Below are 20010 nucleotides of genomic sequence, written 5' to 3'. Positions count from 1 at the left end.
GTGTCAGGATGGCAACCTGGGCTGCATGGGCAAGACCGCACTGATCGTCATCGACATGATCAACACGTACGACCATCAGGACGCCGAAGCGCTGATCCCGGCCGCGGAGTCGGTGCTGCCGCAGCTGACCGGCCTGCTGGAGCGGGCGCGACGCCACCACGTCCCCGTGATCTACGTCAACGACAACTTCGGGGAGTGGCGCTCGCACCACGGCGAGATCCTCGACAAGGCCCTCTCGGGACCGCACGCGGGACTCGTCGAGCCGCTGCGGCCCGACGAGTCGTCCCTCTTCGTGGTCAAGGCGCGCCACTCGATCTTCTTCGAGACCCCGCTGACCTATCTCCTCCACCAGCAGGGGATCGACCGGCTCGTGCTGTGCGGGCAGGTGACCGAGCAGTGTGTGCTCTATTCGGCGCTCGACGCCCACATCCGCCATCTGCAGGTCATCGTCCCGCGCGACGCGGTCGCCCACATCCACGCCGATCTCGCGGACGCCGCCCTGCGCATGATGGAGCGGAACATGGGGGCGCGGGTCTGCGACAGCGACGAGTTGTGGACGTGAGGCGATCCGCGGCGCTGCGGGCCGGGAGAGCCGGCCGGTGTCAGGTCCGCAGGCTGCGCACGGGCAGGACGAGCTGGGCCGCCGTCCGCAGGGTGTCCTCGTGGTTGGCGAAGGCGGCGACCGCCCCGGCCTCGCCGGGCTCGCCGCCGGGCCACGGGCGGGTGGCGAAGACGAGGCAGGCGTACCCGCGCTCGTCCACCGCCTCGCGCCATTGCGGCGTGGGCACGAACTGGGCGTTGACGCCCGGCATGGTGAGCGCCGCCGCACCGGGTACGACGAGCAGGCCGACCGGCAGGCCGGGCAGGGCGGTGGCGTCGAGCACGCCGTCGCCCACGGCGATCCCGGAGCGGCTCAGCAGCCCCTCGACGGCGGCCGGGGTCGCCTCCGGGCCGCCCTCGCCGTCGCCGAGGGAGCAGGCGAGGAGGAAGGGGACGTCGCCGTCGGGTGTCTCGCGGCTCCAGGACATGATGACGAGCGTGCCGAGGTCGGCGGTTCGCAGGGGACGCGGGGCGGTGGAGATCGAGGTCATCGCGAAACCGTAAGCGCGCGCCGGGGCGCTCCCGGACGGCCGTCACCCGACCGGACGACGTCCTCGCCCTTCTTCACACGAACGAGGAGTCCGTCGAACGAGGGGTCCGCTCACCGCCGCGACAGTCGGCTGCGGATGTCGTCGAAGTGCCGGTGCACCGCCCGCTCCGCGGCCTCCGCGTCGCCCTCGCGCACGGCGTCGACGATCCTGGCGTGCATCCGGGCCAGTTCCTCGCCGTCGGCCGCCGCGCCCAGTCCCTGGGCCTGGGCGCGCACCCGGTGGAAGGCGCTCCAGAAGGCGTCGAGGAGTTCGCTGAGCAGTTCGTTGTCCAGGGAGCGGTGCAGCACCCGGTGGAAGGCGCGGTCGGTGCGGGCCGCGATCTCGCCGGCCTCCCGCACCTCGGTGTGCATCGTCTCCACCAGCGCGTCCAGCTCCGCCAGGTCCGCCTCGGGCAACCGGCCCGCCAGCCGGTGCATGAGCCCCGCCTCCAGCGCCTCGCGCAGTTGCAGCAGTTCGAGCAGGCTGCCCTGGCCCCGCCGGTGCCCGACCACGGTGCGGAACGCCATGGCCTCGGTCATCGGCTCCAGCGACATGGTGCCGACGTAGGTGCCGAAGCCGCGCCGGATCTCGACGATGTGCATGGCCTGCAGGGACTTGAGCGCCTCGCGCAGCGAGTTGCGGCTGACCCCGAACCGCTCCATCAGCTCCGTCTCGGTGGGCAGCGGGTCGCCGGGGCCGAGGCCCTCCTCGACGATCAGCTCCTTGATCCGCTCCTCGGCGTCGGCGGCGACCGAGCCCATGTGGCGTCCCCTCTCGACCCTTGACATCCCCTGGTCCGTCATGTGTCACTCTAACAGGACGTAGGACATCCTACGTCCTCAGGTTCCGGGAGTCCGGGCGCGCCGCCGCCCCCTGCCCCCGGGACGGAAACACGGCACGACCTGGAGTCACCGCATGCCCATCCCCACGCCGCTGCGCGGCGTCATCCCTCCGGTCATCACCCCGCTCACCCCGGCAGGGGAGGTCGACACCGGGTCGGTGCGCCGACTGACCGAGCACCTGATCACGGCCGGTGTGCACGGTCTGTTCCTGCTGGGGTCCAGCGGCGAGACCGCGTACCTCACGGACGCCCAGCGGCTGACCGCGCTCGAAGCCGCCGTGGACGCCGCCGCCGGCCGCGTCCCCGTGCTCGCCGGGGTCATCGAGACCACCACGGCCCGGGTCCTGGACCGGGCGGCCGACGCGGTCCGGGCCGGGGCCGACGCGCTCGTGGCCACGGCGCCCTTCTACACCCGCACCCACCCGGTGGAGATCGCCGGCCACTTCCGGCGGATCCGCGAGGGCGCGGGCCTGCCGCTGTTCGCCTACGACATCCCGGTCGCCGTGCACACCAAACTGCCCCGCGACGTGGTCCTCGGCCTGGCCGCCGACGGCACCCTCGCCGGACTGAAGGACTCCAGCGGCGACGAGGGCTCGCTGCGCCGGCTGCTGGTCGAACTGCGCTCGCGCACCCCGGACTTCTCGGTGCTCACCGGCTCCGAACTCACCGTGGACGGCGCGCTCCTCGCCGGCGCGGACGGCGTCGTGCCCGGCCTCGGCAACGTCGACGCGCACGGCTACGTACGCCTCTACGCGGCCGCCCGGGCGGGTGACTGGGCCGCCGCCCGAGCGGAGCAGGACCGGCTCGCCGCCCTGTTCGCCCTCACCGACGCGGGCGACCCCGCCCTGATGGGCCCCAGCTCCAGCGCGCTCGGCGCCTTCAAGGCCGCCGCCCGGCTGCTGGGCCTCATCGACTGCGCGGCCACCGCGGCGCCGCAGGTGCCGCTCGACGATGCGGCCGTGGCCCGCGTCCGCACCCGGCTCACCGAGGCCGGACTCCTGTGATCCCCGGACCGGGGCCGCCGGTCCGGCCCCGGTCCCACCCCCGCACCTCCCGTTCCGTCCCGCTGTCCGTCCCCCCCACGCGCGTCTTCCCACCCGCATTGGATCCGTCATGTCATCTGCGCGCCCCACCCCGACCGCCCCGCCCTGGTACCGCGAGATCACCCGGGAGAAGTGGAAGTCCTTCTTCGCCGCCTGGATCGGCTACCTCCTCGACGGCTTCGACTTCGTGCTCATCACCCTCGTGCTGACCGAGATCGCCGACGACTTCGGGCTCTCCACCGTCGAGTCCGCGAGCCTGGTCTCCGGGGCCTTCATCACCCGCTGGCTCGGCGGCGCCGTGCTCGGCGCGCTCGGCGACCGCTTCGGCCGCAAGAGCGCCATGGTGGCCAGCATCCTGCTGTACTCGGTCGGCACCTTCGCCTGCGGCTTCGCCTGGGACTACACGAGCCTGTTCACCGCCCGCCTGCTGATCGGCATGGGCATGGCCGGTGAGTACAGCGCCAGCGCCACCTACGTGCTGGAGAGCTGGCCCGCCCGGCTGCGCAACCGCGCCTCCGGATTCCTCATCTCCGGCTTCTCCCTGGGCGGCGTCCTGGCGGCCGAGGTCTACGAGCACGTGGTGCCGGGGCACGGCTGGCGCTGGCTGTTCTACATCGGCCTGTTCCCGGTCGTCGTCGCGCTGTGGGTGCGGCGGGCGCTGCCCGAGGCCGACGACTGGGAGGCCCGGGTGGGCGCCACCGGCGAGCGGCCCAACCCCTTCCGGCCGCTGTTCGCGGGCCGGCGCCGGGCGACGGCCAACACGGTGCTCGCGGTCGTCGCCACGGGCGCGCTGTTCGCGGTCTTCACCCCGCTCGGCGCGGGAGCGGTGCCCGTCCTCTCCGTCGTGGCCACGGCCTGTCTCCTCGCCTTCGCCGTGCAGCTGGGCGGGCGCAAGCGCTGGCTGCTCTTCGTCGCGCTCTGCGTCACCGTGTTCTGCGCCTTCCTCTACAGCTGGCCGGTCCAGGCCCTGCTGCCCACCTACCTCAAGAGCGAACTCGGCTTCACCCCCGCGCAGGTCAGCGACGCGCTCTACTACGCCGGGTTCGGCACGATGGCCGGCTGCATCGTCACCGGCTTCCTCGGGGACCGGTTCGGCACCCGCAGGGCGTACGCCTGCACCCTGGCCGTCGGCATCGCCTTCGTCTTCCCCGTCTTCGCGATCCGCGACAGCCAACTCGGCCTGGGCATCCTGCTGTTCCTCATGCTCGCCTGCATGCAGGGAATCTCCGGACTGCTGCCGAAGTACATCGCCGGGCACTTCCCGACCGATACCCGCGCGGCGTCCCTCGGCTTCACCTACAACGTCGGCGCGCTGGGCGGCGCCGTCGCCCCCGTGCTCGGTGCCCGGCTGGCGTCGAGCATGTCGCTGGGGCAGTCGCTCGCGGTGCTCACCTTCTCGCTGACCCTGGTGGTCATCCTGCTGATCGGCTTCGACGTCCCGAGCCGGCTCAACCGTCTCGTCGACCCGGAGGCCGTGCCGGACTACCTGGCCACCGAGGCGGCGGTGGAGAGCCCGCCGTCCGTACCGACGGCGAAGTGAGGCGGACGCCGGCCGGAGGGTGGTTCGCCTGCTCCGACCGGCGTAAGGGGGCGGCGGACGGTGCGTCGTCATGTTGTCACGTGCGGTAACAGTCCCAGTATGATCTGTAGACGAAATGCTCATCGGAGTGACGTGTGCGGCGCGCACCGCCGTGGGGTCCGGATCGCCGTGGCGGCGCTGCTCGCCACGACCGCACTGGGCGCCACCACCGAAGCGGCCGCCGCACCGTCCGTCCCCCTGCGCACCGACTGGGACGCCATCGCCGCCTGCGAGTCGGGCGGCAACTGGAAGGCCAACACCGGCAACGGCTACTACGGCGGCCTGCAGTTCAGGACGTCGAGCTGGATCGCGGCCGGCGGTCTCAGGTACGCCTCGCGCGCGGACCTCGCCAGCCGCGCCGAGCAGATCGCCGTCGCCAAGCGCCTGGCCCGGATCCAGGGAATGAACGCCTGGGGCTGCGCCTGATGTTCCCGCCCGGCGGTCCTGGGCAGACGTAGGGGTGTGAGCCGCCCGGCCGCAGGAGGGCTAAGGAGGGCTCGGCAGACATGCCACGTCTCCCCGGTGACCGCTTCCCCGGCCCGCGCGCACGGCTGGGAGAGATGATCTTCTCCCGCGTGGCGGGCCCGGAGGGTCCGGGCAACCGTGCCCGCATCCACGACACACCGGGCCCGCGCTGGTTCGGCCCGGAACGGCCGATCCGGCGGGTGCACGGGGACGCCTCCATGTTCATCGGCGGCCTGTCCGCCCTGCTGCTCCAGTCGCTGCACCCCCTGGCCATGGCCGCGGTCGCCGCGCACTCCGGTTTCCGCGGCGACCCCTGGGGCCGGCTCCAGCGCACCAGCACCTTCCTCGCGGTCACCACCTACGGGACGGCGGACAGCGCGGAGGAGGCCTGCGAGCGGGTACGGGCCGTCCACGAGAGGGTGCGGGGCGTCACGGCCGAGGGCGAGGAGTACGCCGCCGCCGACCCGCACCTGCTGTGCTGGGTGCACGTGGCGGAGGCCGACAGCTTCCTGCGCGCCCACCAGCGGTACGGCGCCCGCCCCCTGGACGACGACGGGTGCGACGGCTACGTGGCCGACATGGCGCGCATCGCCACGGCGCTCGGCGTCCCCGACCCGCCCGTGGACCGCGCCGGACTCACCGAACGCATCGCCGCCTACCGCGGCGAACTGCGCGCGACCGCCGAGGCGCGCAGCACCACCCGCTTCCTGCTGCTCAGGCCGCCCATCCCGCTGCTCGCGCGTCTGCCCTACGGGTTGCTCGCCGCCAACGCGGTGTCCCTGCTGCCGGTCTGGGCCTCACGCGCCCTGGGCCTGCCGCGCGTACCCCCGGCCGAGGGCGTGTGCGTGCGGCCCCTCGGGTCGGCCGTGACCGCGGGCATCCGCTGGGCGATGACGCCGCCCCGGGACGCGGCGTAGGGAGGCAGCGCCCGCCGTACGGTACGCCGTGTTGACCCCCCGTCGGGGGAGCGGAGGGCCGGCCCCGGACGTCCGTCACGCGGAGCCGTCCGGGTCCGGCCTCCGGCCCTCACGCCTCAGCGCGGGACCGACGCGGCCGGCCGCGGCAGTCCGTAGTGCCCGCGCAGCGTCGCCGCGTCGTACGCGGTGCGGAACAGGCCGCGCGCCCGCAGGATCGGAACCACCTGGTCGGCGAAGAGGTCGAAGCCGCCCGGCAGCCACGGCGGCATGACGTTGAAGCCGTCGGCGGCTTGCTGCTCGAACCACTCCTGGATCTGGTCGGCCACCTGCTCGGGGGTCCCGGCCACCACGCGGTGGCCGCGCGCGCCCGCGAGGCGGTGCATGAGCCCGCGCACCGTGGGCCGCTCACGGTCGATGATGTCCAGGACGAGCTGGAAGCGGCTGCCGTTGCCGCGTTCGCCCCGGGTCTCGAGGAGCCGGCGGGGCACCGGCCCGTCCAGCTTGTCCGCGGTGAGGTCGAGACCCAGCAGACGCCGGAGCAGCTGGAGCGAGTACTCGGGCTGGGTGAGTTCGTCGAACTCCGCGTGCAGTGCCCGTGCCTCGGCCTCGGTCGCACCGATGAAGGGGCTGATGCCCGGCAGGACGAGCAGCCGGCCGGGGTCACGGCCGAGGGCCGCGGCCCGCGCCTTGAGGTCGGCGTAGAACTCCTGCCCGCTCCGCAGCGTCTGGTGCGCGGTGAACACCGCCTCCGCGTGGGCCGCGGCGAAGGAGCGGCCGTCCTCGGAGGACCCGGCCTGGAGGTACACCGGGCGGCCCTGCGGGGAGCGGGGGAGGTTCAGCGGTCCGCGCACCTTGAGACGGCGGCCCGAATGGCCGATCTCGTGGATGCGGTCGGTGTCGGCGAACACACCGGCCTTCTGGTCGACGACCAGGGCCTCGTCCTCCCAGCTGTCCCAGAGCTTCGTCACCACGTCGACGAACTCCCGCGCACGGTCGTACCGTTCGGCGTGGACCGGATGTCCGTCGAGGCCGAAGTTCTCGGCGGCCTGGGGGGCGCCGGTGGTGACGATGTTCCAGCCGGCCCGGCCCCTGCTGAGGTGGTCCAGCGAGGCGAACAGGCGCGCCAGGTTGTACGGCTCGGTGTATGTGGTCGAGGCCGTCGCGATCAGGCCGATGCGTTCGGTGGCCGCGGCGATCGCCGACAGCCAGGTGAACGGTTCGAGCCGGAAGCGGCTCGCGTAGCGGACGTTGTCGGCCAGCGAAGGGCCGTCGGCGAAGAACACGGCGTCGAACGCTGCCGCCTCGGCCCGGCGGGCCAGCTCCTGGTAGAAGCCGATGTCGAGGATGCGGCCGGGGTCGGTGCCGTGGTACCGCCAGGCGGCCTCGTGGTGGCCGCCCGGATAGACGAACAGGTTCAGGTGCAGGTTGCGGGCGCTCATGCCGCGGTCTCCTCCTCGATCGGGCCGGCGCTCTCGGAGTTCCGCACGCCCAGCCGGGCCAGCAGCCGGCCGCGCAGGGCGGTGTACTCGGCGCCCGCGTGGTCCCGCGGTGCCGTAAGCCGCACGGGAAGGTCGGCCGCGATCCGGCCCCGGTCCAGCACCACCACCCGGTCCGCGAGGGCGATGGCCTCGTCGACGTCGTGCGTCACCAGGAGCACGGCCGGCCGGTGCCGCTCGCACAGCCGCCGCAGCAGGGCGTGCATCCTGATCCGGGTCAGGGCGTCGAGCGCGCCGAACGGCTCGTCCGCCAGCAGCAGCCGGGGTTCGCGTACCAGGGACCTCGCCAGCGAGACACGCTGCTGTTCGCCGCCCGACAGCTCCACCGGCCAGGCCCGTTCACGTCCGGCGAGGCCGACCTCGGCGAGGGCGGCCCGGCCCCGGTCCTCGGCGAAGGGCCCGGTCAGGCCCAGCACGACGTTGTCGAGCAGCCGCCTCCAGGGCAGCAGCCGCGCGTCCTGGAAGACGACGGACACATGGTCGGGTGCGGTCAGTTCACCGCTGCCCGCCACCTCGTGGTCGAGGCCGGCCAGGGCGCGCAGCAGCGTGCTCTTGCCGGAGCCGCTGCGGCCCAGCAGCGCCACGAACTCCCCGGGCGCGATGGACAGGTCGAGCCCGTCCAGCACCCTGCGCTCGCCGAAGGAACGCACCAGGTTCCCGATGCGGACCGTCACGCGGTCCGCCGTGTTCAGCCCGCCAGCGTCCGCCGCCATGACAGGGCCCTCCTCTCCACCAGACGTACCAGGGCGTCGGAGACCAGACCGAGCAGGCCGTACACCACGAGACCGACGATGATGACGTCGGTCTGCCCGTACGTCCGGGCCAGTTCCATCATGTAGCCGATGCCGCTGGTGGCGTTGACCTGCTCGACCACGACGAGTGCCAGCCAGGCGCCGGTCACCGCGAAGCGCATGCCGAGCAGGAAGCCGGGCAGGGCGCCGGGGAGCACGACGTGCCGGACGAAGCCGATCCTGCCCAGGCGCACGGTCTCCGCCAGCTCGGCGTAGCGGTTGTCGATGGCGCGCAGTCCGTTGTGCGTGTGGATGTAGACCGGCACGAGGACACCGAGCGCGATCGTGATCACCTTCATCGTCTCGCCGATGCCGAACCAGAGGATCAGCAGCGGGATCAACGCCAGTGAGGGAATCGACCGTTTGATCTGCACCGGGCCGTCGATCACGGCTTCGCCGAGCCGGCTGAGCCCGGAGACCAGGGCGAGGACCAGACCGGCCGCGACCCCGAACAGCAGCCCCAGCAGGGCGCGTTGCCCGGAGGTCGCGAGGTGGGACTGGAGCTTGCCGTCGTCGATGAGGCCGCCCGCGGTGCCGGCGACGGTCCAGGGCGCGGGGAGGCTGCGGACGTCGAAGACGCCGAGTCCCGAACCCGCCGCCCAGAGCGCGAGCAGCAGCACCGGGCCGATCGCCCAGCCGTACCGCACGGGTTTGCCGGGGCCCGGGCGATGTCGTCGTGGCCCGCGCGCACGCACCTGGTCCGGCGGGGCCTCGGTGGCCGGGAGCGCCCGCTTGTCGAAGATCGTGGTGCTCATGGCGACGTCCCTTCACCGGCAACGGCCTCGGCGGCCACCGGCTCGTAGCGGCGGTCGAAGAGGAGCCCCGCGTCGAACGGCTCGCGGTCCTGCTCCTTCGCCAGCAGGTCGATGGTCTGCTGCTGCCGGTGGACGGCGTCGGTCCAGTCCGCCGGAAGGTCGGGGTGGCCGATGCGCCGGACCAGGTACTCGCCGTCCTCCTTGCTGAGTCCCTGATCCTCGACGTAGTAGCCCGCCACCCATTCCTCGGGATGCCTGTCGATCCATGTCTGCGCCCGGGCCCAGAACTTCACGAGTTCCCGGAGGGCGGCCGACTTCTGCGCGTCGGCGACGGATTCGGTCAGCGCCCACAGGTGTGCCGGGTCGTCCCGGAGCCCGTGCCTGACCGTCGCGCCGCCCTCCTTGCCGTAGTTGGCCAGGTACCGCTTGATGTTGACGTCAGCGATGGGCGCGGCGTCCACCTGGTGGTTTCCGAGCGCGGTGGGATAGACGTCGCCGGTGCTCGCGAGTTCGACGAGTTCGACGTCCCGCTGGGTGAGACCGGCCTTCTTGAGAATGCGCAGGACGAGTGCGCCCTGGGCCTGCCCCGGGCTGTAGGCGATCTTCTTGCCCCGCAGGTCGGCGAGGGTCCTGATGCCGGACCCCGGGGCGGTGCCCAGCTCGTAGACGGGGTTCTTGTACGGGTCCGCGCGGAACCTGACCGCCACGAGCTTCGTGTCGAGACCCGTCCAGTGCGCGTTGATCGACGGGATGTCGGCGGCCGAGCAGACGTCGAGCGCGTCGGCCCGGAAGGCCTCCGAGCACTGGGGGCCGCCGCTGATGTTGGCCCACTTCACCTTGAAGGGCAGCTCGTCGATCTGTCCGGACAGCTCCAGGGCGACCTTGAGGTCGGGCGCTCCGACGGTGAGCGTGGTGTCCCGGGCGACCGCGGCCGGGATCCTCTCGTCCGAGAGGTCCTCGCCGCCCGCGGTCTGCGCCGGGGCCACACAGCCGGTGACGGTGAGGGAAAGGGCCAGTGCGGCCAGGGCGGGAAGGCGCCGGAATCCGGGCAGGGGTGTGCGAGAGGTCATCACGGCCTTCACGGGGAGCGGGAGAAAAACGGGCAGCGGGCGGTGTGGTTCAGCTACACACCGCGGTGGCGACGCGCATCAGGTCGATGGCCCGTCGCTTCGTGAACTGCCGGGAGTTCCGCATGCCGTGGACGCTAGCCAGGGGGTTGAAACCCGGTCAAGGGCCGCCGGTCCGCTCCGCCGGGACTGCAACGACGCCTTCGTGGGCGTGTCATGTTCCGGAAACGCGGCGGCCCGAATAGGCGGACCAGCGGCCCTCGCGCCGGGCCACCGTGATGTCGCGGCCGAAGCACGCGGTCAGCCGCGAGTCGGTCAGGACACCCTCGACGGGACCACCGGCGAGGATCCTGCCCTCGCGCAGCAGCAGGGCGTGGCTGACGGCCGGGGACAGCTCCTCCAGATGGTGGGTGACCGTCACGGTGGCCAGGTGCGGGCGCGTCTCGGCCAGTTGGTGCATGGCCTCGACGAGGTCCTCGCGGGAGGGCAGGTCGAGGGCGTTGAACGGCTCGTCGAGGAGCAGCAGCGCCGGGTCGGCCATCAGCGCCCGGGCGATGAGGATCCGCGCCCGCTGACCGCCCGAGCAGACCCCGTACGGCCGGTCGGCCAGCTCCTTGACGCCCAGTTCGGTCAGGAGGTCGCGGGCCCGTTCCCGGACCTCGTCGTCGTACGTCCGCCACAGGGGCTGCACGGTGCCGCTGTGGCCGGTGAGCACCACCGCGTGGGCGGTGAGGTCCTGCGGTACCCGCTGGGCGGCGTTGACATGGCCGATGCGCGCCCGCAGCTCGCGCACGTCGACGCGGCCGAGCCGGCTGCCGAGGACCTCGACCGTTCCGGCGGTGGGGTGCATCAGCGCGCCGAGCAGCCGCAGCAGGGTGGTCTTCCCGGCGCCGTTGGCACCCAGCAGGGCCCAGTGCTCGCCCGGCCGGACGGTCCAGTCGATGCCGTCGAGGATCAGCTGGTCGGTGGTGAGGCGCCGGACGTGCACGTCCCGGAGCCGGAGCACCGCCGCCTCCCGCTCGTTCTCCTGCGAGCCGGTCGTCCGCCCGGTCATGCCGTGCCTCCTTCGCGCGGGACGTGTGCCCTACCCCCGGCACAGTAGATGTACTCACCATGCGCCTGCTGGGCCGTCCGATTCGTGGACGGGCCCCGACGGACGGAGGTGGCACTCGGACCGCGGACCTGCGCCTGCCCCCGCCGTGACGGGGGCAGGCCGGAACCGGTCGGTTCCCCGGGCAGGAGGGGAAGGGTCAGACGCCTGCCACCGACTGGATCCACGACCGGTAGGCGGTCACGTTCGTGTACGCCGTGGTGGACTGCCGGTCGCTGGTCGAGGCGACGCCGACCTGGACGCCACCGGCCATCATCGGGCCGCCCGAGTCGCCGCCCGCGGTGATGCCGTCGCCGGGGCGGGCGCATATCGCCCGGCCGTTGTAGGCGTCGTAACACCCGCTGGTGACGCTCAGGTTGGCGACCTTGAGATACTGGGACTGGCAGTTGATCTCCGAGCCGCACCGTGAGGTGGCGCCCCAGCCGTACACCTGCACGGTCTGACCCACGCGCACCGTGCCCGGCTGTCCGAGCGGCGCGTAGGAGGCGGAGACGGAGCGGTCGAGCCGGACCAGTGCGAGGTCCGCCGAGGGGTGGGTGGTGGTCTGTGCTCCGTTCGCCACCGTGCCGCCCGAGCCCTGGTCGAGACTGCCGATACGGAAGGAGAGGCCGCCGCCTGTGACGCAGTGCTTGGCCGTGAGGATCCAGGTGGGCGAGATGATGGTCGAGCTGCACGTCTGGGCGCCGTTGGAGAACAGCCGGGCCGCCCAGGGGGCGTTCTGCGCGTAGCCGCCGCCGATGATCGGCTGGGGGCCGCCGTCACCGGGGCGGGGCTCCGCCGCCGAGGCCTGCGGAGCGAGCGCGAGGGCGGACAGCAGCGTGGCCGTGAGAGCGGCCGTCAGGGTGGGGACGAGTCTGGAGGTTCGCAAGGCTCCTCGATTCCGACGGACACGCGTCGGGGCGCGTGTTCGGTCTGTGGGGGCGCCCAGCATCCCGGGCCCGGCCGCGGCACCGGCACTCCCGACTTCCCATAACGCGGCGTTATGCCCGGGGCGGTCCGGCCGGCGGTGTGCGCCGCCCACGTGCGCGGCAGTGCGGACGGAGACGGTCACGACGCCGGCGCGCCCGTGGCCTCCGGCGGCCCGGGCGGGCGGCGTCCCCGAGCCGGAGCGTCGGCGACGAGGCCCGGATCCCGTGGGTCAGCGCAGCAGCAGTTGCACGAGGGCGACGGTGCCGACCGTCACCACCAGCGTCCGCAGGACGACCGGCTTGAAGTGGCGGCCCACCTTGGCCCCGCCGTACCCGCCGAGCGCCGAGCCGACCGCCAGCAGGCCGACGGCCGTCCAGTCGAAGTCCGCGGCGAAGAGGAAGAAGAGCGCGGCGACGGTGTTGACGACGGCGGCGAGGACGTTCTTGACGGCGTTGAGGCGTTGCAGAGGCTCGTCGAGGAGCGTGCCCATCAGGGACAGGTAGATGATCCCCTGGGCGGCCGTGAAGTAGCCCCCGTAGACGCTGGCCAGGGTCAGGCCGGTGAACAGCAGCGGACCGCCGTCCCGGCGCGGGGAGGCGCCGGTGCGCGCACGGCGGCGCTGCACCCACTTGCCGATCTGGGGCTGCAGCGCCACCAGCACCAGGGCGAGGCCCACCAGGACCGGCACGATCGTCTCGAAGGCGTCCTCCGGGAGCGCGAGCAGCAGTGTGGCGCCCGCGAGACCGCCCATCAGGGCGCCGACGCCCAGCTTGAGGACCCGACGCCGCTGGCCGCGCAGCTCCTCGCGGTAGCCGATGGCGCCGCTGACGGAGCCGGGGATGAGGCCGAGGGCGTTGGAGACGGTGGCGGTGACCGGCGACAGACCCGTGGCCAGCAGCACGGGAAAGGTGATCAGGGTGCCGGAGCCGACCACGCTGTTGATGGCGCCGGCCCCGACGCCGGCCGCGAACACCGCGGCCATGGCCTCGGGCGTCACCCCGGGCCGTCCGAGGCCGCGCCGCGGGCCGGCCGGAAGGTGTCTGGTGCATCTTTCACGGGGCCGACTGTACCCACCGGCGGAGGCGGTACGTCCGGCGGTCTCCAACCGGTCCTGGATGGACGCTTCTTGACGTTAATTCACCTGATCATGCGGTGATACGATCACCGCGTTTGCGGAACGGGCGGATGGGTGAAAGACGGCATCCCCGACTTCAGGACAGCCCGGACAGCCACCCCGGTTGCGGGCGGTCCACCGGCCGTCCGCCTAGACGGGAATTCAGCAAGCCGGCCGTCAGTCGCCTGAAGAGAGTCTTATGACGGAATACACAGGGAACCCCTTGCTCTGGGTGGCCCTCGTCGCCCTCGTGGCCGCCGCCGTGCTCATCAGCCGCCAGCGCAGGGCGGCCCGGGCGTTGCGGCAGCAGGTGCAGGGGCTCAAGGACCACTACACCCAGCTGGAGAACGATTACGGAAAATCCGTACAGGCGGCCCAGGAACGGGCCGAGGACGAGACCAAGACCGTTCTGAAGTCCGCCATGCGGACCCTTCAGGGCCTCGCCGCGGAACAGCAGCTGGTCCTCTCCCGCCTGCAGACCAAGTACGGCGACTCGGCCCTCCTCCAGGACCTGCTGGAGATCGACCACACCAACTCGCAGTTCGGCCGGCGCGCCCAGTCCATCGCCGTGCTCTGCGACGGCTGGCTCGGCGGGCGGCGCGACACCGCCTCGGTGTACGACGTGGTGCGCAGCGCGCAGGGCCGCATCCGGCACTTCCGCAGGGTGGACATCCTCTCCCAGGTCGACTTCGGCATCACCAGCCGGGCCGTGGAGCCCGTCGCCCTCGCCCTGGCCGAACTGCTCGACAACGCCACCAGCTACTCCAGCCCCGACACCGTCGTCGAGATCAACCTCCGGACCGTGCCCAAGGGCATCTGCGTGGTCGTCGACGACGCCGGTGTGGGCATGAGCGACGAGGAGCGCGCCCGCGCCGACCGGCTGCTCGCCACCGAGCGCGCCTCGGGCGTGGCCGGGCTCGGCAATCCGCCGCAGTTCGGCTTCGCGGTCATCGGCCTGCTGTGCGAACGATTCGGCTTCGAGGTGTCGGTGGACTCCTCGTCCCCCTACGGAGGTGTACGGGCGGTGGTCCTGCTGCCGCACGAACTGCTCACCGGCATGCCGGAGAAGAAGACTCCCGCCCCCGCCGCCCACGCCACCGCCCGGCCGGTCCGGGACGGCGGCCCCGAGGCCGCGCCCGTCCCGTCCCGGACCGACGACGGCCTGCCCCGGCGGCGCCGCAAGCGCCCGATGGCCATCGTGCCCGGCAACGAGCCCACCCCCCGCCCGGCGGGCCGCTCCGACTCCGAGCAGGCACAGGTCATGGGTGCCTTCCAGCGGGGAACGCGGTCCGGCCGGGTCACCGACCCCGAGGGCACCGACCGGACGCGCAGAACGCCTGGTGCCAGCAGCGAAGGACATGAGGTCTCGTGAACGACGATCTGTCATGGATGCTCGACAGCGCCCTGGAGATTCCGGGAGCCCTGCACGCCGTCCTGATATCCGCCGACGGTCTGCTGATGGCCCGGACGCAGGACTTCGACAAGGACGACGCCGACCGGGTCGCCGCCGCGATGAGCGGGGTGCAGTCGCTCAGCCGCACCCTCGCCTTCTTCTGTGAGGACCCCGGCCAGTCCTGGCGCCAGACCCTGGTCGAGTTCGACGGCGGCTGGGTGTTCCTGATCTCCGCCGGCGAAGGCGCCTACCTCGGTGTCTCCGCCTCCCCGGAGGTGGACATGGCGGACATCACCTTCCGGATGCAGCAGCTCGTCGCCCAGCTCGGCAAACGGCTGACGACACCGCCGCGCGAGAACCTCGGCGCCCGCTCATGACCGGCCGCGACGGCTGGGAGCCCGAGGCGCCGGAGTTAGTACGGCCGTACGTCATCACCAAGGGCCGGGGCCTGCCCGACGAGGACCACCTCTCACTCATCACCCTCGTCACCGCCTCAGCCGAGGACACCCGGCGCCCGGCCCGGCTGTCCCCCGAGGAGCAGAGCCTGCTGGACCTCTGCTCGGCCGGCTACCTCTCGGTCGCCGAGATCGCCGGACACACCCACTTCCCGCTCGGCGTGGTGCGGATCCTGCTGGCCTCCCTGATGGAGGGCGGCCACCTCATGACCCGCCCGCCGGTGGCCCGCGCCCGGCTCGCGGACAAGGAGATCCTGGAGGAGGTGCTCAATGGGCTCCGCGCCAAGTTTGGATGAGCGGGACTACGTACGCGGCGGAGCGACCCAGACCGCGGTCAAGATCCTCGTCGTCGGACACTTCGCGGTGGGCAAGACCACCCTCATCGGCTCCATCTCGGAGATCGAGCCGCTGTCCACCGAGGAGACGATGACACAGGCCGCCGAGTCGGTCGACGACCTGGGCGGCGTCCAGGGCAAGACCACCACCACGGTCGCCATGGACTTCGGCCGCCTCACCATCAGCGACCGCGTCGTCCTCTACCTCTTCGGCACCCCCGGCCAGCAGCGCTTCGTCCAGATGTGGGAGGACATGGCACGCGGCGCGCTCGGCGCCCTGGTGCTGGTCGACCCCGAGCGGCTGGCGGACTCCTTCCCCGTGATCGACCTCATCGAGCACTACGGGCTCGACTACGCCATCGCCGTCAACCACTTCGACGGCACCCCGCTGCGCGACGAACACGCGCTGCGCGAGGCGCTCGACCTGCTCGACGACACCCCCGTCGTCACCTGCGACGCCCGCGACGAGAAGTCCTCGGCGGCCGCACTGACCACCCTCGTCCGCTACTTGCTGGACCGCACCCGCTAGGAGCTGGGAGCAGACATGAACGCCCACGACACGGCCCCGGTGCCGCCGCCCGGGTGCCCGGCCCACGGCTCCGGCGCCAGAGTGCCTCTGCACGGACCGGAGTTCGCCGCCGACCCGCAGGCGTACTACGAGTACCTGCGCCACTACGGGGCCGCGGCGCCCGTCGAACTGGCCCCGGGCGTCGAGGCGACGCTGGTCACGGACTACGCCGCCGCCCTCCAGCTGCTCCAGGACTCCGGGTCCTTCCGCAAGGACGCCCGGCGCTGGCGGGCCTTCAACGAGGGCAAGGTCGGCCCGGACAGCCCGGTCGCGCCCCTGCTCGCCTACCGGCCCAACTGCATGTTCGCCGACGGCGCCGACCACCTCAGGCTCCGCCAGGCCGTCACCGACAGCATGGCGCGGGTGGACACCCGGCGGCTGAGCCGGAGCACGGAGCAGATCTCCTGCTACCTCATCTCCCAGTTCGCCGCCCGCGGCTCCGCAGACCTGCTGGGCGACTACGCCAAGCAGCTGCCGCTGTTCGTGTTCAACGAACTCTTCGGCTGCCCCGCCGACATCGGCGACCGGGTGCTGTTCGGCATCTCCGGCATGTTCGACGGGGTCAACGCCGAGAAGGCCGTCGAGGTGCTCTTCCAGGCGGTGGGGGAACTCGTCGCGCTCAAGCGGAGCAAGCCCGGCGACGACGTCACCTCCTGGCTGATGCGCCACGAGGCGGGCCTCAGCGACGAGGAGATGGTCCACCAGCTCGCCCTGCTCCTCGGCGCGGGCGCCGAGCCCCTGCGCAACCTGATCGGCAACACGCTGCACCGCCTCCTCACCCACGAGCGGTACGCGCGTGAGGGCGGCCTGATCGACGAGGCACTGGACGACACGCTCTGGGAGAACCCGCCCATGTCGAACTACGCGCCGCACTACCCGGCCGCCGACACGGAACTCGCCGGACAGCACCTCCAGGCGGGCGATCTCGTGCTGGTCAGCTTCGCCGCGGCCAACACCGGTCCGGCCCTCAGAGCGTCCCGCCAGGCCGGCAGCAACCGCGCGCACCTCGCCTGGAGCGCCGGACCGCACGCCTGCCCCTCCAAGGAACCGGCCCGGCACATCACGGTCACCGCCATCGAGCACCTCTTCAACGAGCTGCCCGACGTCGAACTCGCCGTGCCGGAGGACAGCCTGACCTGGCGTCCGGGCCCCTTCAACCGGGCCCTGGCCACCCTGCCGGCCCGCTTCACCCCGGCCCGCACCGGACGGAGCGCCGAATCGCGGCCGACCCCGGGTGCGGCGGAGCCCGAGGCCGCCACCCCGGCCCGGGCGGCCGAACGCAACGGCATGTGGAGCCAGTTCCTCAACTGGCTCACACGGTGATCTGTACAACACCCGCCCAACCAGCCCCTTCCGCATGAAGGTTGAACGGCACGGGTAGTGAGCAACGCGGCATTCAAGTTGCTTACGAGTAAAAGGAGGTGTCGTGGACCACATATCCACGAACGCCGCTTTCCCGCCGCCGAAACCCCCGATACCCGCCTCTCCAGGCGGGTATCGCTCTGTGCGGCCCCGGCCGGGGACGGGCCGGTGACCGCGCCGACGGGCACGGACCCACGGGGCATCCCGACACTCGGCGCCCTCACGGGCGGCCAGCTGCGAAGACTCGGCGCGGTCGCCGGCCTCGCCGGAGCGGACATCGAGACCTACGCCCGGGTCCTCACGGACTCCCTGGGGCCGGTGGCCGCACGGCCGCTCCACCTGCCGCCGCCCTACCGCACCTTCCTCTCCGACGACCACACCCCCGTCGAGTTCTCCCTCTCCTTCCGGCCGGACGCGGCCCCCGTCCTGCGGGTGCTGATCGAACCGGGCTGCGGCGCAGACAGCCTGGCTCGCAACGGCCGCGTCGGACTGGAGACGGTCCGGGAGATGGCGCGCCGATGGCGGTTCGGCACCGGCCCCCTCGACGAGGTGACGGACCTCTTCCTGCCGTCCGCTCCGCACGGCCCCCTGGCCCTGTGGTGTGCGCTGGAGCTGACACCCGGCGGTGTGCCCAAGGTCAAGGTCTACCTGAACCCCGCCGCCAACGGGGAGGAGCGTTCCGCCGCGACGGTGCGCGAGGCGCTGCGCCGGCTGGGGCTCGGGCGGGCCTACGCCAACCTGCCCCCGGGCAGCGGTCATCCGTTCCTCGCCCTGGACCTGGGGGACTGGGAGGAACCCCGGGTGAAGGTCTACGTGCGCCACGACAGCCTGACCTCCGCCCGGGCCGGGAGGCTGTCCCGCATGATTCCGGAGCCGGTTCCGGCCGAGGTCGAAGGCTTCTTCCACACGGTCGCGGGCGCCGGGCCCGGGGCGACGGGACTCGCCGGGCTGCCCGGCCTGTCCTGCCACTCCTTCACCGGCCCGGCGGACCCCCGGCCCAGCGGGTTCACCCTGCACATCCCGGTCAGGGACTACGCCCCGCACGACGGGGAGGCCCTGGCCCGGGCGTCGCGGCTGCTGCGCCGGCACGGCATGGACGCCTCGGTGCTGGTCCGGGCGCTGGCCGCCGTCACCGACCGGCGGCCGGAGGACGGGGCCGGGCTCATCGCCTACCTGGCGCTTGCCCTCCAGCGAGGCCGGCCGCCGCGGGTGACGGCGTACCTCTCCTCGGAGGCGTACGCGGTCCGGCCGCCCGCCGCGGTGCCGGTCCGGCACGCGGTCGCGGTGCACTGAGCCGGCCGTCCGGCACACCACAGGGGCTCCCGGCCGACCTCACCGGGAGCCCCTGGGCACGACGCCGTGCGGGGCGGTCACACGGGCAGCGACTCCCGGAACTCCGCCAGATAGGGGCCCACGTCGACCTGGATCGAGGCGCCCTCGGTCCGGCCGTAGCGCTGGGCCACGGAGGTGAGGTAGGTGCCGATCTCCTCGCGCATAGCCTCCGCCGAGGGCAGTTCGGCCTCGCCGTCGATGATCCGCGCCACCCACTCCGCCTGCGCCTCCACCAGCCGGGTGATCGCGCCCACGGGCCGGACCAGCCCGACGAAGTAGAGACCCGGCCGGCCGGCCGGGACGACCCGTCGGTACAGCTCGACCGAACCGTCCGCCGCGACCGGGCAGCCGGCCGGCAGGAAGGGGAAGGTCATGTGGAAGCCGGTGCAGTACACGACGGCGTCCGCGGTCGTGGAGGTGCCGTCGGTGAAGACGACCCGGTCGCCGTCGAAGGAGGCGATCGCGGGCTTCGGGGTCACGGCGCCGTGCCGGATCCGGCTGAGGATCTCGTCCGAGAGGGTCACGGCGGAGGAGAAGACCGGGTGGTCGGGCTCGGGCAGGCCGTAGTCGGACAGTCTGCCGCGTGCGACGAGCAGCGACCGCTCCACCCAACCCCGTTGCTCGGCGAAGGACATCTCGGTCCACCAGGGCGCCTCCGCGATCTCGTCGACCGACATCCCGAAGAGCTGCTTGGGCACGATGTGCAGTCCCCGCCGCACCGACAGCACGGTCTCCTCGGCGTGCCGCGAGAGGTCGGCCGCGATGTCCACGGCGGACGCCCCGAGTCCGACGACGACGACCCGGCGTCCGTCGAAGTCGGCGCCGTCACGGTAGTCGAGGGAGTGCAGAATCGTTCCATCGAAGGAGTCGGCACCGGGCGGGAGAGGGTCGGGCAGGGCGGGGTCGGTGTGGTGCCCGGAGGCGACGATCACCTGCTCGAAGCGGCGGGCGGACTCGGTGCCGTCCGCGTCGCGGCTGACCACCGTCCACGCGCCGTCCGGGGCCTGCCATACGGCGACCACCTCGGTGCGCAGCTCGACGTGGTCGAGCAGGCCCGCCCACTCGGCGAAGGAGCGCAGATACGCGGCGACCTGGCTGTGCCGGGGGTAGAGCGGATACGAGGACGGCATGGGGAAACCGGCGTAACCGGTCAGCTGCTTCGCGGTGTTCAGGTGCAGCGACAGGTAGCCCGGCCCCCGCTCGCCGGCCTCCGGCTGCCGCCAGATCCCGCCGACGTCGGGCGCCCTCTCCAGGCAGACGAAACCGATGTCCCGCTCCTTGAGGGAGTGCGCCACCGCCAATCCCGACAGACCTGCACCGATCACACACACGCGCACGGGACTTCCC

The 20010-nt window shown here is 72.5% G+C and carries 22 protein-coding genes; 11 read left to right on the top strand and 11 right to left on the bottom strand.

Features of this window, described 5'->3' with window-relative positions:
* Window positions 1–25 precede the first annotated feature (25 nt).
* Window positions 26–562, top strand: coding sequence for a cysteine hydrolase family protein (locus tag DMH12_RS01650; protein ID WP_125489705.1), 537 nt, complete (start codon window positions 26–28; stop codon window positions 560–562).
* Window positions 563–602: 40 nt separating this feature from the next.
* Here the strand turns inward: DMH12_RS01650 and DMH12_RS01645 are convergent, their stop codons facing one another.
* Together DMH12_RS01645 and DMH12_RS01640 are read right to left on the bottom strand one after the other, a co-directional pair.
* Window positions 603–1091 carry a DUF5949 family protein gene (locus tag DMH12_RS01645; RefSeq protein WP_125489704.1) on the bottom strand — a complete coding sequence of 163 codons (489 nt, stop codon included), beginning with the start codon at window positions 1089–1091 and terminating at the stop codon, window positions 603–605.
* A gap of 110 nt (window positions 1092–1201) precedes the next feature.
* On the bottom strand, window positions 1202–1918 hold the full coding sequence (locus DMH12_RS01640) for a FadR/GntR family transcriptional regulator (protein WP_260473972.1): 717 nt from the start codon (window positions 1916–1918) through the stop codon (window positions 1202–1204).
* A 127-nt stretch (window positions 1919–2045) separates the two neighbouring features.
* Between DMH12_RS01640 and DMH12_RS01635 the strand changes: the two genes are divergently transcribed.
* From DMH12_RS01635 to DMH12_RS01620, 4 genes are all read left to right on the top strand, one after another.
* Window positions 2046–2975, top strand: a complete 930-nt coding sequence (locus DMH12_RS01635; RefSeq protein ID WP_125489703.1) for a dihydrodipicolinate synthase family protein — start codon at window positions 2046–2048, stop codon at window positions 2973–2975.
* A 109-nt stretch (window positions 2976–3084) separates the two neighbouring features.
* Complete coding sequence (locus tag DMH12_RS01630; protein WP_125489702.1) at window positions 3085–4554, top strand: sialate:H+ symport family MFS transporter; 1470 nt, start codon at window positions 3085–3087, stop codon at window positions 4552–4554.
* Window positions 4555–4653: 99 nt separating this feature from the next.
* The gene (locus DMH12_RS01625; RefSeq protein ID WP_125489701.1) at window positions 4654–5019 is read left to right on the top strand and encodes a transglycosylase family protein; all 366 of its coding nucleotides are present in this window, start codon (window positions 4654–4656) and stop codon (window positions 5017–5019) included.
* Between the two features lie 80 nt (window positions 5020–5099).
* The gene (locus tag DMH12_RS01620) at window positions 5100–5975 is read left to right on the top strand and encodes an oxygenase MpaB family protein (RefSeq protein ID WP_125489700.1); all 876 of its coding nucleotides are present in this window, start codon (window positions 5100–5102) and stop codon (window positions 5973–5975) included.
* A 116-nt stretch (window positions 5976–6091) separates the two neighbouring features.
* Here DMH12_RS01620 and DMH12_RS01615 read toward each other — a convergent pair whose 3' ends face one another.
* The 8 genes from DMH12_RS01615 to DMH12_RS01585 form a co-directional block, all read right to left on the bottom strand.
* Entirely contained in the window at window positions 6092–7414 is a 1323-nt protein-coding gene (locus tag DMH12_RS01615; RefSeq protein WP_125489699.1) for an LLM class flavin-dependent oxidoreductase, read from the bottom strand.
* On the bottom strand, window positions 7411–8184 hold the full coding sequence (locus DMH12_RS01610; protein WP_125489698.1) for an ABC transporter ATP-binding protein: 774 nt from the start codon (window positions 8182–8184) through the stop codon (window positions 7411–7413). Before DMH12_RS01610 ends, DMH12_RS01615 begins: the two co-directional genes overlap by 4 nt.
* Window positions 8160–9017, bottom strand: a complete 858-nt coding sequence (locus DMH12_RS01605; RefSeq protein ID WP_125489697.1) for an ABC transporter permease — start codon at window positions 9015–9017, stop codon at window positions 8160–8162. The genes DMH12_RS01610 and DMH12_RS01605 overlap by 25 nt, the downstream gene beginning before the upstream one ends.
* The gene (locus DMH12_RS01600) at window positions 9014–10087 is read right to left on the bottom strand and encodes an ABC transporter substrate-binding protein (protein WP_125489696.1); all 1074 of its coding nucleotides are present in this window, start codon (window positions 10085–10087) and stop codon (window positions 9014–9016) included. The genes DMH12_RS01605 and DMH12_RS01600 overlap by 4 nt, the downstream gene beginning before the upstream one ends.
* A gap of 49 nt (window positions 10088–10136) precedes the next feature.
* Window positions 10137–10211, bottom strand: coding sequence for a putative leader peptide (locus DMH12_RS40415; RefSeq protein WP_399186413.1), 75 nt, complete (start codon window positions 10209–10211; stop codon window positions 10137–10139).
* An 87-nt stretch (window positions 10212–10298) separates the two neighbouring features.
* Window positions 10299–11138, bottom strand: a complete 840-nt coding sequence (locus DMH12_RS01595) for an ABC transporter ATP-binding protein (protein ID WP_125489695.1) — start codon at window positions 11136–11138, stop codon at window positions 10299–10301.
* Between the two features lie 196 nt (window positions 11139–11334).
* Window positions 11335–12063, bottom strand: a complete 729-nt coding sequence (locus tag DMH12_RS01590; protein ID WP_125489694.1) for a trypsin-like serine protease — start codon at window positions 12061–12063, stop codon at window positions 11335–11337.
* Between the two features lie 270 nt (window positions 12064–12333).
* The gene (locus DMH12_RS01585) at window positions 12334–13086 is read right to left on the bottom strand and encodes a sulfite exporter TauE/SafE family protein (RefSeq protein ID WP_185832096.1); all 753 of its coding nucleotides are present in this window, start codon (window positions 13084–13086) and stop codon (window positions 12334–12336) included.
* Window positions 13087–13417: 331 nt separating this feature from the next.
* On the opposite strand from DMH12_RS01585, the gene DMH12_RS01580 reads away from it, so the two are divergent.
* From DMH12_RS01580 to DMH12_RS01555, 6 genes are all read left to right on the top strand, one after another.
* Complete coding sequence (locus DMH12_RS01580) at window positions 13418–14590, top strand: sensor histidine kinase KdpD (protein WP_125489692.1); 1173 nt, start codon at window positions 13418–13420, stop codon at window positions 14588–14590.
* Window positions 14587–14988 carry a roadblock/LC7 domain-containing protein gene (locus DMH12_RS01575; RefSeq protein WP_125489691.1) on the top strand — a complete coding sequence of 134 codons (402 nt, stop codon included), beginning with the start codon at window positions 14587–14589 and terminating at the stop codon, window positions 14986–14988. Before DMH12_RS01580 ends, DMH12_RS01575 begins: the two co-directional genes overlap by 4 nt.
* A complete protein-coding gene (locus tag DMH12_RS01570) occupies window positions 14985–15362 on the top strand; it encodes a DUF742 domain-containing protein (RefSeq protein WP_125489690.1) in 378 nt (125 codons plus the stop codon). Before DMH12_RS01575 ends, DMH12_RS01570 begins: the two co-directional genes overlap by 4 nt.
* The gene (locus DMH12_RS01565; protein ID WP_122617770.1) at window positions 15337–15930 is read left to right on the top strand and encodes an ATP/GTP-binding protein; all 594 of its coding nucleotides are present in this window, start codon (window positions 15337–15339) and stop codon (window positions 15928–15930) included. The genes DMH12_RS01570 and DMH12_RS01565 overlap by 26 nt, the downstream gene beginning before the upstream one ends.
* 15 nt (window positions 15931–15945) lie before the next feature.
* Window positions 15946–17292, top strand: coding sequence for a cytochrome P450 (locus DMH12_RS01560; protein WP_125489689.1), 1347 nt, complete (start codon window positions 15946–15948; stop codon window positions 17290–17292).
* A gap of 207 nt (window positions 17293–17499) precedes the next feature.
* Window positions 17500–18624 carry a tryptophan dimethylallyltransferase family protein gene (locus DMH12_RS01555; protein ID WP_125489688.1) on the top strand — a complete coding sequence of 375 codons (1125 nt, stop codon included), beginning with the start codon at window positions 17500–17502 and terminating at the stop codon, window positions 18622–18624.
* A gap of 77 nt (window positions 18625–18701) precedes the next feature.
* Here DMH12_RS01555 and DMH12_RS01550 read toward each other — a convergent pair whose 3' ends face one another.
* Complete coding sequence (locus DMH12_RS01550) at window positions 18702–20000, bottom strand: NAD(P)/FAD-dependent oxidoreductase (protein WP_125489687.1); 1299 nt, start codon at window positions 19998–20000, stop codon at window positions 18702–18704.
* Window positions 20001–20010: the final 10 nt, after the last annotated feature.

Origin of the sequence: Streptomyces sp. WAC 04229 (assembly GCF_003947455.1) — a bacterium.
Lineage (GTDB): Bacteria > Actinomycetota > Actinomycetes > Streptomycetales > Streptomycetaceae > Streptomyces.
Note: the sequence above shows the minus strand (reverse complement) of the source record. Positions and strands in the feature narration are given on the sequence as shown.